We start from the raw sequence: 14,479 nt of genomic DNA on the forward strand, positions 1-14,479 counted from the left end.
GAAAAAACTCCTTTATTAGATTATTAATTATTGCTTGCTGTTTTTACTTCGGTAGTTTTAATATCTGTACCTAATCTTTGTAAATAAGCAATTAAAGCAACGATTTCTCTCTTTTCTACAGGAACAAATGCTGCACCTTGCTGAGCTTTTTGAGCATCAAATGCTTTTTTGATTTCAGCATCACCAGAATAGATTCCTTCTACAATTTTAGCAGCTTGTTCGTCTACTAATTTGTCTACATTATTGATTTCTTCATCTGTATATGGGTGACCAAATACATTTTTCAATAATACTAATTTATCCTTAGTTTTAGTTCTGTCTAGTTCGTTATAGATTAACCATGGGTATCTTGGCATGATAGAACCTGGAGAAGTTACTCTTGGGTTTAACATGTGTTTGAAATGCCAAGTATCTGGGTTTTTACCACCTTCTCTGTGTAAATCTGGTCCTGTTCTTTTAGAACCCCATAAGAATGGTCTGTCATAAATAAATTCACCAGCTTTAGAGTATTGTCCGTTTTTACCATTGTAACGTACAACTTCATCTCTAAAAGGTCTAATCATTTGTGAGTGACAAGCGTTACATCCTTCTCTGATGTATAAATCTCTACCTTCTAATTCTAGTGGAGTATAAGGTTTTACAGATGCGATGGTAGGAACATTATCTTTTACAGTTAATGTAGGGATAATTTCTATCATACCTCCAATTGCTAATGCTACGAAAGCTAATAATGATAAGTATAATGGCATTCTTTCTAACCAAAGGTGTTTTCCTTCCCCTTCTTTTCTAGCATCAGAAATTTTTGCTAATGCAGGAGCTTCTACTGGAACATCTTTTTCGAATGAACCTTGTCTTACTGTTGCAATAAGGTTAACGACCATTAAAATAGAACCTGCAATGTACAATAATCCACCTACAAATCTCATTTGATAGTAAGGAATAACCGCAGTAACTGTATCTAGGAAGTTTTTGTAAACTAAAGTCCCGTCTGGGTTAAATTGTTTCCACATTAAACCTTGTGTAAATCCAGAAACATATAATGGAATTGCATAGAAAATAATACCTAATGTACCTAACCAGAAATGCCAGTTAGCCAATTTTACCGACCAAAGTTTTGTTCTCCAAAGGATTGGTAGTAAGTAGTAAAGCATACCAAATGCAATGAAGCCATTCCATCCTAATGCTCCTACGTGAACGTGACCAATTACCCAGTCTGTATAGTGACCGATTTTATTTAAAGTTTTTGTTGCTAAAAGTGGTCCTTCGAAAGTTGCCATACCATAACAAGTAACTGCTACTACGAAGAATTTTAGAACAGGATTTTCTCTTACTTTATCCCAAGCTCCTCTTAAAGTTAATAAACCATTAAGCATACCTCCCCAAGATGGAGCGATAAGAGCAATAGAGAATGTAGTACCTAAAGCTTGAGCCCAACCTGGTAATGCTGTGTAAAGCAAGTGGTGAGGTCCAGCCCAAATGTAAATGAAAATTAATGACCAGAAGTGGATGATAGATAATTTGTATGAGAATACAGGTCTATCAGCAGCTTTTGGCATGAAATAATACATTAAACCTAATACTGGAGTTGTAAGGAAGAATGCTACTGCATTGTGACCATACCACCATTGTACTAAAGCATCTTTTACACCAGCATAAGCTGAATAAGATTTCCATCCTGCGAATGATAATGGAACTTCTAAGTTGTTGAAAATGTGTAACATTGTGATTCCTATCCATCCTGCGATGTAGAACCAAATCGCTACGTAAAGGTGTCTTACTCTTCTCTTGGCAATTGTACCAAACATATTGATACCGAATACTACCCATACTAGAGCAATCATAATATCGATTGGCCATTCGTGTTCTGCGTACTCTTTAGAAGTGTTAATTCCCATAAGGAAAGTAACTACCACAGTAACGATAATTAATTGCCAACCCCAGAAATTAATCCAAGAAAGAACATCACTGAACATTCTTGCTTTTAATAATCTCTGAATAGAATAATAAACTCCTGCGAAAATACAGTTTCCTACGAATGCGAAAATTACTGCACTGGTGTGAAGCATTCTCAATCTACCGAAACCAAATGCGCCTTGAGTTTTTACTAATCCCATAATATTACTATTTGCACTAATAGTAACATCATCTGTACCGAAAATATACTCCGGAAGTGAAGGGAAGAAGAGCAATGTTGCAACGATTAACCCTACCAAGAAGCCTACTACACCGAAGACTACCATTGCGTAAAGAAATGCGCGCACAATGCTGTTGTCATAACTAAACTTTTGTGTTTCCATATTAACTAATCACTTTAATTTTTTTCTGTTTCTTCTTTGTTTTCTGTTTCTTGCTTCTTGTCTTCAAGAAGGATTCTTACAGCGGGAGATTCGTCATCGTCAAACTGACCATTCTTGGCACTAATAATAAATACTATTAGAAAAATTACAGCTATAGAGACGCTGCAGATGATCATTAAATAGAGAATTTCCACGATTTTACAAATATAAAATGAATTTGCGCTTCAAAATTAATGTTTTTTAATGACTTTCATCATGGTCTGTTAAAAAAACGTTAATTTAAAAATATTCTAAATAAGATTTTTTTATCTTATTATTAAAATTTGAAGTATTTTCTTGATCTTAACCATGTTGATAATGAGGTAAATGCAACTACACTTATCGAGCTTAAAGGCATCAAAATTGCAGCGAATAAAGGTGACATTTCACCGAGAACTGCTGCAGTTAAACCTATCACATTATATAGAAAACTAATCCCAAATGTTAATTTTACAATGATCATAGCATCTTTTGTGAGTGCAAAATAGTCATGCAACTTTGTCAAAACACCTCCATTCATGATCACATCTGAACTCGGCGTGAAAGAATTGGTGTCATCTGCAATCGCAATTCCTATGTTACTTTGTTTCAGCGCACCCGCATCATTTAGTCCATCTCCAAGCATGGCAACTTTTTTTCCTTGATCTTGTAAATGTTTGATATACTCTAATTTATCTTCCGGAGATTGGCTAAATCTCATTTCAGTGATATTTGGAATAAGATTTTTAAGTGTTTGCTCTTCTGAAGAATTGTCTCCACTTAATACATGGATTTTATAATCTTTCAGTTCTTTTGCCATTTCAGCTAAACCATCTCTGTATTCATTTTTAAAGATATATTTCCCTAAAAACTCACCATCTCTTTCTATGTAAACGGCAGTTTCTAGTGATTTAGCTTCTTGATGAGTGAATTTTGCAGAACCAATTTTGTAAACTTTTCCTCTTACTGTGGCTTCGTAACCTTTTCCAGCGGTTTCTTTGAAGTTTTCAATTGGTAAATATTCGTCTTGTACTTCTAAAAATTCGTAAAGCGATTTAGAAAGCGGGTGATTAGAATTTTTGAGTAAAGATTTTATGTTTTTTAAATCAAATTCAGCGATCTCTTTACCTTCAAAACTGATGTTGGCTTTTTTGTTATAAGTAATTGTTCCCGTTTTGTCAAAAACCAAAGCATCAATTTTTGCCATTTTTTCAATGGTGTGAGCATCTTTCACATACATTTTGTTTCTGCCCAAAATTCTCATGATGTGTCCCATCGTAAATGGAGTAGAAAGCGCCAATGCACATGGACAAGCCACAATCAAAATCGCAGAAACCACTTGGAACATTTTTTCAAAATCTATTTGATACCAATAAATTCCAGCGAGAAGCGTAATTCCTAAAATGATAAAAGTGAAATATTTTGAAATTTGATTCACCAAAGTATCGAGTCCTAATTCTTCTTTTCTGAAGGCCTCTTTGTTCCAAAGTTGAGTTAAATAACTTTGGTTCACAGTTTTAATGACTTCCAATTCTAAGATAGAACCAATTTGTTTCCCTCCTGCAAAGATTTTATCGCCAGGATTTTTGGTAATGGTAGCACTTTCACCGGTGATGAAACTATTGTCTATGTTTCCTTCGCCATTAATTAAAACCGCATCTACAGGAATAATTTCTTGATTTCTAACTAAAATTCTATCGCCAACTTTAATATCCGAAAGTAAAATATTTTGTTGTTGTCCTCCAAAATCTACTTTGGTTACCGCAATTGGATAAAAAGATTTGTAATCTCTATCATACGAAAGTGCAGAATAAGTTCTCTTTTGGAAAATTTTACCCAACAACATGAAGAATAACAATCCACAAAGCGTATCAAAATATCCAGGACCGTAATTGGTTGCGATTTCGTAGACACTTCTAAAGAATAAAACCAGAATTCCTAAAACAATAGGAACATCTATGTTTACAATTTTATTTTTCAAACCAAACCAAGCAGATTTGTAATAATCTGATGCAGAATACACAACCACCGGAATGGAAAGTAAAAAGGTTAAAAATCTGAAAAACGGTGCAAACTCTTCTAACCAGAAATCTACGGAAGAACCCGTGTTTAAATATTCTGGGAATGCAAACATCATCGCATTTCCGAATGCAAATCCTGCAACCGCTACTTTTATCGTGAGACTTCTGTCTACTGCGGCTTCTTTTTTGTCTGCCGTTTCTAATGAAATTACAGGTTTATAACCAAGATTCGTCAGGAATTTTGCCAGTTCACTCAGAGGTAATTCATTTTGGTTAAAAGAAACTTGTAGTGTTTTCTTGGTGAAATTTACCTGAGAATATCTAATATTTGTATTTAAATCTTGTAAACTCTCTAATAGCCAAATACAAGAGCTACAGTGAATCACTGGGATTTTAAAGGTAACTACACTGGTATTCCCTTCAGAAAAATCTACTACTTTTTCGAAAATTTCTGGAGTATCTAAATAATCAAATTGAGAGAGATTTTCGTCTGGTCTAATTCCAGAATTTTTATTTAATTCATAAAAATTTCCGAGATTATTTGCATTGAGAATTTCATAAACAGATTTGCATCCGTTACAACAAAATGCCTTCTCATCGAAGAAAATTCTATCTTTTTCTATTTCTTGTCCACAATGGAAACAATTTTCTGCCATCTGTTTTTATTAAATGTGCAAAAATAATACAAAAATTCTTTATGATTAATAAGAAAAAAATGATAATTTTGCTGACGAAAATCATAAAAATTCATCTATGTCTTTAGAAAAACAAATTTTTATTGAAAACAAGTTTCTAAGTGTTTTTAATGACAAGGCTTTTAAGGAAATTCTATCTAAAGAAGATTACACTAAATATATCAATGCTAAGCAAACTCTTTTCTTTAATAAAGGAGAATCTCTTTTCGAGGAAGGAAGAAATGTAGAAGGTGTTTTTTTTATAGAAAGTGGTACAGCAAAACTTTATAAACTAGGTTTTAATAGAAAAGAACAAATCTTAAGATTCATCAAAGAAGGTGATATTATTGGTTATAGAGCGCTATTAATTGGTGAAGCTTATCAAGCTACTGCTGAAGCAATGAGCGATTTACAAGCGACTTATATTCCTGCAGATGTATTTCTTCATTTGTTAGAAGTAGACCCTCAATTGTCTTTTGCAATGCTTCAAAAAATCTCTTTTGAATTGGGCGAAAGTTCTAATACAGTAACTTTCTTGGCTCAAAAAACAGTAAGAGAAAGATTAGCAGAAGTGCTTCTTCTTCTAGAACAGAAATTAGGAACAGACCCAGAAGGTTTTATCAAAATTTCTTTAACAAGAGAAGAAATCGCTAACTTAATAGGTACTGCTACAGAAAGTGCCATCAGATTAATCTCAGAATTTAAACAAGACAACTACATAGAAGTGGAAGGAAGAAACTTAAAAATCTTAAACCACGAAAAACTAAGAAAATTAGGACACGTAGTTTTATAAAAATTAAAAATGTCGACCGCGAGTCGGCATTTTTTTATACATTTACTCTTTAAAATTTATTCCCATGTCAGTACATTCCGAAATTAAAAAAGTAACGACCGAAACCTTACGAAAAATGAAATTCGATAAGGAAAAAATCACAATGCTTACTGCTTATGATTATACCACTGCCAAAATGGTAGATGCAGGTGGAGTAGATGCTATTTTAATAGGAGATTCGGCAGCGAATGTAATGGCAGGTCACGAAACTACTTTGCCTATTACTTTAGATCAAATGATTTATCATGCTCAGTGCGTAGTAAGAGGAGTAGATAGAGCATTAGTAGTTGCAGATTTACCATTCGGAACTTATCAGTCAGACCCGCAAAAAGCGTTGGAATCTGGGGTAAGAATGATGAAAGAATCTGGAGCTCATGCTGTGAAAATAGAAGGTGGCGAAGAAATCGCAGATTCTGTTTCTAGATTAATTAATGCAGGAATTCCAGTAATGGGACATTTAGGTTTAACACCCCAATCTATTTATCAGTTTGGAACTTATAAAGTTCGTGCTAAAGAAGATGCAGAAGCCGAAAAACTAATAAAAGATGCTAAAATTTTAGAAGAACTGGGCTGTTTTGCTTTAGTTTTAGAAAAAATTCCTGCTGACTTAGCGAAGAAAGTTTCAGAAAGTATTTCTATACCAACGATAGGAATTGGAGCCGGACCAGATTGTGATGGTCAAGTTCTGGTTTATCATGATATGGTAGGAATGAATAAAGGATTTTCGCCGAAATTTTTAAGAAGATATTTAGACCTCTATACAGAAATTACGGGCGCCGTTTCGCAGTATGTGAAAGATGTAAAAGACGTTTCCTTCCCGAATAAGAACGAAAGCTACTAGATAAATAAAAAGTTGAGTTTTTTGCTCAACTTTTTTTATTTTTATGGAAAATTATAACCATGAAAAAACTTTCTTTATTGTTCACGTTAATTTCTTTTTGTGTTTTTTCTCAGGAAAAGAAATTTATCACTCCAGATTTACCCAAAAATCAAGTTTACCAGTATCACATTTCTTCGGCATCTTCTCTTAAAACTCCAAAAGGAAAATCGTATCACGCTCCATTTACGGTGAATCAAGATGTAGAACTAACTTATCTTTTTAATGATGGAAATGATAAAATTTTCAGTTGGAAAATCATGAATTATGAACATCTACATGAAGGCAAGAAAGAGGAGAAAAACGATTGCAATTGTAATAAAGTAGCCTACCGAAATCAGTTGACCATTTACTTTAGAACAGATTCTTTAGGTGCTTATAAAAAAATCAATAATCTGTCTCAAGTAAGAGAAAATCTCTTGAAAAATATTGCAGAACAAGAAAAACAGCTGAGCAAAAAAGATGAAAATATTTTTGAAAGGGTTAAAAGAAATCCAGAGGGTGTGATTTCTAGCATAGAAGAAGATATAATTATTTTCTCAAGATATTTTGGCATAGAAAATAAAAATTCGGTGAATACTTTTTTTACCAGAAGAAATAATTTTCCATTTGGGTTAAAAAGCCAGCCTTTTAAAGTGGTTTTGTCTGTTTTGAGTGAAGAAAAAGACTTGAAAATCAATGTCAAAAGTGAGTTTGATAAACATAAAGCCGAAGATGAAGACTATAATATCTTTAGATTTAAACAAGATGTGGAAAAGGAAAAGAAACACTATCAGTTAATTGCTGATGAAGAATATGTTTTTTCTAAAGAAAATTTCCGACTTTTGTCAACAAAACTAACAGCGAAAGAAATTAGTAATTTTCATAATGATGGAATATATGATTATCAATATTCTATCACTCAAAAAGAATAATGCAAAACATAAACTCAAATATCGCTTCTCAAATCATCTATGAAGACAATCACCTTTTAGTCATCAATAAAAAAGTGGGACAATTGGTTCAAGGTGATAAAACTGGCGACGAATCTCTGCTAGATTCCATTAAAAATTTCATCAAAATAAGAGATAATAAACCTGGAAATGTTTTCCTAGGTTTGGTTCATAGAATAGATAGACCTACTTCTGGTTTGGTGATTTATGCCAAAACTTCTAAAGCACTTTCTCGTCTCACACAAATGGTAAAAAACCGTGAGATTAAGAAAACATATTGGGCAGTGGTAGCCAAGGAAATGATTCCGCCTTCTCAAAGATTGGTTCATTATCTCAAAAAAAATGAGAAAAATAACAAAGCAATTGTTTTCCCAAAACTAACTGAAGGTGCAAAAGAAGCGATTCTTACTTATAATATTGTTAAATCTTTAGACAATTATCTTCTCCTTGAGATTGATTTAGAAACAGGAAGACATCACCAAATCAGAGCACAATTATCTAAAAACGGTACACCTATAAAAGGCGATTTAAAATATGGTTCACCACGCTCAAATCCTGATGGTGGAATTCATTTACATGCTAGAAAATTAGAATTTATACATCCTGTTACTAAAGAAAATGTAGAAATTACAGCGCCAGTTCCTCAGAATGATGCAGTTTGGAGAGCATGTGAAGAAAATGTTTAATATTATATAAATCAAGAATATTACAAAATAAAAACCACTCGAATTTTCGAGTGGTTTTTTAGTATTTATGAAAAAAAGCTTATGCTTTTTTAGCTTCTTCAGCAATTAGATTAAGCGCAGAACCGGCTCTAAACCAACCAATTTGCTGTTCATTATACGTGTGATTAGCAAGAATAGTATCCGTAGTTCCGTCTGAGTGTGTAATCTGAATTTGAAGTGGAGTATTCGGTGCGAAACTATCAAGGTTTAAGAAATCAAAAGTATCATCTTCTTGGATTTTATCATAATCCTCAGGATTTACAAAAGTTAATGCAAGCATACCTTGTTTTTTAAGGTTAGTTTCGTGAATTCTTGCAAAAGATTTTACTAAAACTGCTTTTACACCAAGATGTCTTGGCTCCATTGCAGCGTGTTCTCTAGAAGAACCTTCTCCGTAGTTTTGGTCTCCTACTACAATTGAAGAAACGCCTGCTGCTTTGTAAGCTCTTTGTACTGCAGGAACTTCACCGTATTCTCCAGTTAATTGGTTTTTAACTCTGTTGGTTTCTTTGTTAAAAAAGTTTACAGCACCAATCAACATGTTGTTAGAAATATTATCTAAGTGACCTCTGTATTTTAACCAAGGACCAGCCATAGAAATGTGGTCAGTAGTGCATTTTCCTTCAGCTTTAATGAGAAGTTTAGCACCTGTAATATTTTTACCATCCCAAGGTGAGAAAGGTTCTAATAATTGTAATCTGTCTGAAGTAGGAGAGACAATAACTTCTACAGAAGAACCGTCTTCAGCAGGAGCTTGATAGCCGTTATCATCTACAGCAAAACCTTTTGCAGGCAATTCTGAACCTATTGGTTCTTTTAATTTTACTTGTTCGCCAGATTCGTTGGTTAAAGTATCTGTAATTGGATTGAAATCTAATCTTCCCGAAATTGCTACAGCTGCTACCATTTCTGGAGATGCTACAAAAGCGTGGGTATTTGGATTTCCATCTGCTCTTTTTGCAAAATTTCTATTGAATGAGTGAATGATAGAGTTTTTCTCTTGTTTTTCAGCACCTTCTCTGTCCCATTGTCCGATACAAGGACCGCAAGCATTGGTAAAGATTCTCGCATTTTCAAATTTTTTGAAAGTATCAATTAATCCATCTCTTTCTGCTGTAAATCTTACTTGTTCAGAACCAGGGTTAATTCCTAAGATAGCTTTTGGTTTTACTCCTTTTGCTACCGCATCTTCTACAATTGAAGCTGCTCTGGATAAATCTTCGTATGATGAGTTGGTACAAGAACCAATTAAAGCCCATTCTATATCTAGAGGCCAATCATTGGCAATTGCTTTATCTCTCATTTCAGCAACTGGAGTTGCTAAATCTGGAGTGAAAGGACCATTAAGGTGTGGAGTTAATTCAGAAAGGTTAATTTCAATTACTTGGTCGAAATATTTTTCTGGTTCTGCGTACACTTCAGCATCACCAGTTAAGTGCTCAGCAATTTTATCAGCTGCATCTACTACTTCTTGTCTTCCTGTTGCAGCAAGATATCTTCTCATAGAATCATCATAACCGAAAGTAGAGGTTGTAGCTCCAATTTCTGCACCCATGTTACAGATAGTTCCTTTTCCTGTTGCAGAAAGAAATACCGCTCCTTCTCCAAAATATTCTACAATAGCACCAGTTCCACCTTTTACAGTAAGAATTCCTGCTACTTTTAGGATTACGTCTTTAGCTGAAGTCCAACCGTTTAGCTTACCAGTAAGTTTTACACCAATTAGTTTAGGCATTTTAAGTTCCCAAGCCATTCCTGCCATTACGTCAACAGCATCAGCTCCTCCAACTCCAACTGCCACCATTCCTAATCCACCTGCATTTACAGTGTGAGAGTCGGTACCAATCATCATTCCACCAGGGAAAGCATAATTTTCTAAAACAACTTGGTGAATAATACCTGCTCCTGGTTTCCAGAAACCAATTCCGTATTTATCACAAACTGAACTTAGGAAGTTGAAAACTTCGTTATTTTTATTCAGTGCTTCTTGTAAATCTTTATCGGCACCAATTTTAGCTTGAATTAAGTGATCAGCGTGAACTGTAGAAGGAACGGCAACTTTAGCTTTTCCTGCTTGCATAAACTGTAAAAGTGCCATTTGTGCAGTTGCATCTTGCATTGCAACTCTATCCGGAGCGAAATCTACATAAGAATTTCCTCTTTCGTAAGCTTCTGTAGCATTACCTTGCCAAAGGTGAGCGTAAAGAATTTTTTCAGCGAGTGTAAGAGGTTTTTGTACTACTTGTCTTGCCGCAGCAATTCTTTCAGGGTAGCGCTCGTACACTTTTTTGATCATGTTGATGTCGAATGTCATATCTATTTATTTTTTGTTTAAAGTTTGCATTTGAGAATCAAATGAAAGGATAATGATGTTATTATTCTCCATCAAATTCTATTCCTACAGGATTGATAAAATATTAAAATGGTCTATGGTTTGAATTTTTAATACCTATTAATTCACATTTGAAATTGAATTTTATTTAAAGCTAAAATTAATATTATTTTGTGAAATGTAATATTTTTATGATAAAAAAAATTGGAAGACTTCTCAAGAAATCTTCCAATTTATATTTAAAAAGTCTTTCGACTTTAGTTTACAATGTATTAAAAATGACCAACAGTTACCAGTTCTTTAATAGATGGAACGAAAGTAGTTAAGTTGATTCCTTCAACAGCTGTTTTGTACTCGTCAATACTTGGAATACGACCTAAGATTGCAGACAATACTACAACTGGAGTAGAAGCCAGTAGAGATTCTCCTTTTTTACGGTCAGAATCCTCAACTACTCTTCCTTGGAAAAGACGGGTAGAAGTTGCCAAAACGGTGTCTCCTTTTTCCGCTTTTTCCTGATTACCCATACAAAGGTTACAACCTGGGCGCTCTAAGTACATCATATTTTCATACTGTGTACGAGCTTCGCCTTTTGGAGCGGCATCATTAAATTCAAAACCAGAATATTTTTCTAATAATTCCCAGTCACCTTCAGCTTTTAATTCATCAATGATGTTATAAGTAGGAGCAGCTACAACAAGTGGTGCTTGGAATTCTACTTTACCATTTTGTTTTTCAAGATTTCTCAACATTTGAGAAACGATTTTAAGGTCACCTTTGTGAACCATACAAGAACCTACGAAACCAAGGTCAACTTTTTTCTCACCTCCATAATAAGTAAGGTCTCTTATGGTATCGTGCGTATATCTTTTAGAAACGTCTTCGTTGTTTACATCTGGGTCAGCAATCATTGGTTCAATGATTTGATCTAAATCTACAACAACTTCCGCATAATATTTTGCATTAGCATCTGGAGTCAAAGCTGGTTTGTCACCTGTTCTGATTTCCTCAATTCTCTTATTTGCTTTATTAATTAAACCTTGTAGAACGTGATTTTTATTGTCCATTCCTTTATCAATCATAATCTGGATTCTGCTTTTTGCAATTTCCAATGATTCGATCAAAGTATCGTCTTCTGAGATACAAATTGAAGCTTTCGCTTTCATTTCTGCAGTCCAGTCTGTAAAGGTAAATGCTTGGTCGGCAGGAAGCGTTCCGATATGAACCTCAATAATTCTACCTTGGAAAACGTTCTCACCGTCGAATTGCTTCAACATCTGAGCTTGAGTTGCGTGAACTACATCACGGAAATCCATGTGCTTTTTCATTTCGCCTTTGAAAGTCACTTTTACAGATTCAGGAATTGGCATTGAAGCCTCGCCTGTTGCCAAAGCTAAAGCTACCGTTCCAGAGTCAGCTCCGAAAGCCACACCTTTAGACATTCTTGTGTGAGAGTCACCTCCGATGATGATTGCCCATTCGTCTACTGTAATATCGTTAAGAACTTTGTGAATAACGTCTGTCATTGCGTGGTATTTACCTTTCGGGTCACGAGCTGTGATTACACCGAAATCATTCATAAATTTCATTAATTTAGGAATATTAGCCTGCGCTTTTTTATCCCAAACTGATGCGGTGTGACAACCTGACTGATACGCTCCGTCTACAATTGGAGAAATCACCGTTGCTGCCATAGATTCTAGTTCTTGAGCGGTCATCAAACCTGTTGTGTCCTGAGAACCAACGATGTTTACTTCAACTCTCACATCAGAACCAGCGTGTAAAACTTTACCTTCTGGAACGCCTACTGCATTTCTGTTGAAGATTTTTTCAACAGCGGTAAGTCCTTGTCCTTCGATAGAAATTTCTTTAGAAGGTGCAAAAACCGTTGGTGCAGTAATTCCTAAAGTTTTTGCAGCAAATGTTTGGATTTTTTTACCAAAAACGATAGCATAAGAACCACCAGCTCTTATAAATTCTAATTTTTGAGGAGTAAATGATTTTGAAATATCTTTCAATTCAGTTTCTCCGTTATATAATTTCTTTTCTTTGGTATTGATGGTCAAAACAGTTCCTGTAGCAACTGAATATTTTTCTTCTAAAATGATATCACCGTTTTCATTTCTAACAGGGTTTCCGTTTTCGTCCACTTTTTTCACCCAGTTTTGAAGGTCGATTCCGATACCACCAGTTACATCAACTGTAGTTAAGAAAATTGGAGAAATTCCATTAGTTCCAGCTACAATTGGAGCAATGTTTACGAAAGGTACGTAAGGACTTGCTTGTTTCCCGGTCCAAAGTGCAACGTTGTTTACCCCAGACATACGTGAAGAACCAACTCCCATTGTTCCTTTTTCTGCAATCAACATCACGCTTGCATCAGGATGTTGAGCTTGTAAAGCTTTTATTTCTTCCTGTTGAGCAGGAGACATCATACATTTTCCGTGTAATTCACGGTCAGAACGTGAGTGAGCTTGATTCCCAGGAGATAATAAATCAGTTGAAATATCACCTTCTGCAGCGATATAAGTCACAACTTTAATTTCTTCTGGAACTTCTGGAAGTTTAGTAAAAAACTCTGCTTTTGCATAGCTTTCCAAAATATCCTTAGCGATTACATTTCCCGTTTCATAAGCTTCTTTTAAACGCGCTGTATCAGCATCATACAAGAAAACCTGAGTTTTAAGAACTTCAGCTGCTTGTTTTGCAGTAGCTTCATCATTTCCTAAAGCCAAATCAAGAAGAACTTCGATAGAAGGACCTCCTTTCATGTGAGATAGCAATTCAAAAGCGTAAGTAGGAGTGATTTCTGCCACTATAGATTCACCAAGGATTATTTCCTTTAAAAACTTAGCTTTTACACCAGCTGCACTAGTTGTGCCCGGTAAAGTGTTAAAGATGAAAAAGTTAAGAGAATCAGCTCTGTACTCATTTGCTGTATCTTTAATTTGCTCAATAATTGCGCTTAGTAATTCTGCACTGTCAATAGGTTTTGGGTGAAGCCCCTGTGCTTTTCTTTCTTCGATTTCCTGGATGTAATCCTGATAAATATTCATAATTTTTGAAGTCTTTTTAAACTTAATAATTAGATGATTTACTGTTCTTTAGTAGTTGAAATTTTTATAATCATCAATCTTTTTATAATGATGCTCAAAAGTAAGAAAATTTAATTTGCAGAGGATATCTTTTTTTAAAATTTTATAGATGAAGCATATTATTTAAATCAATCTTGTAAAATATAAAGTTTAGAATTACATTTGTTTTATGTACAAGGGTGAAAAAAAATGGATTTTTGTAGTTATAATACTGGTTATAACAGGTTATTATTTTTTTCTAAATCCTTATGAACAAGAGTATTTTTTTATTTCTTGTCCTTTTTATAAGATTACGGGTTACCAGTGTTCAGGTTGCGGATCACAAAGAGCATTTCACGAAATTTTGCATCTGAACTTCGAAGAAGCGTTTCGCCAAAATGCACTTGTATTAATCGCAATTCCATATTTTTCATTGATTTTCTTTACCAGTTTTTTTCAAGAAAAATTTGCTAAGTTGAGACAGTTTCTCATCGGCAAGAAAACAATAATCATTTTGTTCTTCATCGCAATTCTTTTCGGGATTTTTAGAAATTTATAAAAATTTTATACATTTGCACTCAAGAAAAAGGGGTGCTGTAAAAAGCTGAGATTATACCCAAAGAACATAGAACAGGTAATGCTGTTTATGGAAACGTCTTTGATGTATTTTTCACACGTGGCATCCTTTTATTCGATT

General features: G+C 34.3%; 10 protein-coding genes. 5 read left to right on the plus strand and 5 right to left on the minus strand.

Going from position 1 to position 14,479, the window contains the following annotated elements; translation table 11 throughout:
- Positions 1 to 23 precede the first annotated feature (23 nt).
- The 3 genes from ccoN to ACT53I_RS12105 all read right to left on the minus strand — a co-directional run bounded on the left by ccoN (position 24) and on the right by ACT53I_RS12105 (position 4,992).
- The gene (ccoN, locus tag ACT53I_RS12095) at positions 24 to 2,297 is read right to left on the minus strand and encodes a cytochrome-c oxidase, cbb3-type subunit I (protein ID WP_424305178.1); all 2,274 of its coding nucleotides are present in this window, start codon (positions 2,295 to 2,297) and stop codon (positions 24 to 26) included.
- A gap of 14 nt (positions 2,298 to 2,311) precedes the next feature.
- Positions 2,312 to 2,491 carry a cbb3-type cytochrome oxidase assembly protein CcoS gene (ccoS, locus tag ACT53I_RS12100; protein WP_069800303.1) on the minus strand — a complete coding sequence of 60 codons (180 nt, stop codon included), beginning with the start codon at positions 2,489 to 2,491 and terminating at the stop codon, positions 2,312 to 2,314.
- Between the two features lie 122 nt (positions 2,492 to 2,613).
- Positions 2,614 to 4,992 (minus strand): heavy metal translocating P-type ATPase, encoded by a 2,379-nt coding sequence (locus tag ACT53I_RS12105; protein WP_476079847.1) that lies wholly within the window; start codon positions 4,990 to 4,992, stop codon positions 2,614 to 2,616.
- Between the two features lie 97 nt (positions 4,993 to 5,089).
- Here ACT53I_RS12105 and ACT53I_RS12110 point away from each other — a divergent pair, with 97 nt between their 5' ends.
- From ACT53I_RS12110 to ACT53I_RS12125, 4 genes are all read left to right on the plus strand, one after another.
- Positions 5,090 to 5,803 (plus strand): Crp/Fnr family transcriptional regulator, encoded by a 714-nt coding sequence (locus ACT53I_RS12110; protein ID WP_074650861.1) that lies wholly within the window; start codon positions 5,090 to 5,092, stop codon positions 5,801 to 5,803.
- A gap of 64 nt (positions 5,804 to 5,867) precedes the next feature.
- Entirely contained in the window at positions 5,868 to 6,683 is an 816-nt protein-coding gene (panB, locus tag ACT53I_RS12115) for a 3-methyl-2-oxobutanoate hydroxymethyltransferase (protein WP_069800297.1), read from the plus strand.
- A 59-nt stretch (positions 6,684 to 6,742) separates the two neighbouring features.
- On the plus strand, positions 6,743 to 7,633 hold the full coding sequence (locus tag ACT53I_RS12120) for a hypothetical protein (RefSeq protein ID WP_476079848.1): 891 nt from the start codon (positions 6,743 to 6,745) through the stop codon (positions 7,631 to 7,633).
- Entirely contained in the window at positions 7,633 to 8,337 is a 705-nt protein-coding gene (locus tag ACT53I_RS12125) for an RluA family pseudouridine synthase (protein WP_476079849.1), read from the plus strand. The genes ACT53I_RS12120 and ACT53I_RS12125 overlap by 1 nt, the downstream gene beginning before the upstream one ends.
- Positions 8,338 to 8,416: 79 nt before the next feature.
- On the opposite strand, the gene ACT53I_RS12130 is transcribed toward ACT53I_RS12125, so the two are convergent.
- Positions 8,417 to 10,690 carry an aconitate hydratase gene (locus ACT53I_RS12130; protein WP_476079850.1) on the minus strand — a complete coding sequence of 758 codons (2,274 nt, stop codon included), beginning with the start codon at positions 10,688 to 10,690 and terminating at the stop codon, positions 8,417 to 8,419.
- Between the two features lie 290 nt (positions 10,691 to 10,980).
- Positions 10,981 to 13,764, minus strand: coding sequence for a bifunctional aconitate hydratase 2/2-methylisocitrate dehydratase (locus ACT53I_RS12135; RefSeq protein WP_476079851.1), 2,784 nt, complete (start codon positions 13,762 to 13,764; stop codon positions 10,981 to 10,983).
- Positions 13,765 to 13,972: 208 nt separating this feature from the next.
- Here ACT53I_RS12135 and ACT53I_RS12140 point away from each other — a divergent pair, with 208 nt between their 5' ends.
- Positions 13,973 to 14,341: a DUF2752 domain-containing protein gene (locus ACT53I_RS12140; protein ID WP_476079852.1), complete on the plus strand. Its 369-nt coding sequence runs from the start codon at positions 13,973 to 13,975 to the stop codon at positions 14,339 to 14,341.
- The last annotated feature ends 138 nt before the right edge of the window (positions 14,342 to 14,479 follow it).

The sequence above is a fragment of the Cloacibacterium sp. DMC96 genome (assembly GCF_056313765.1).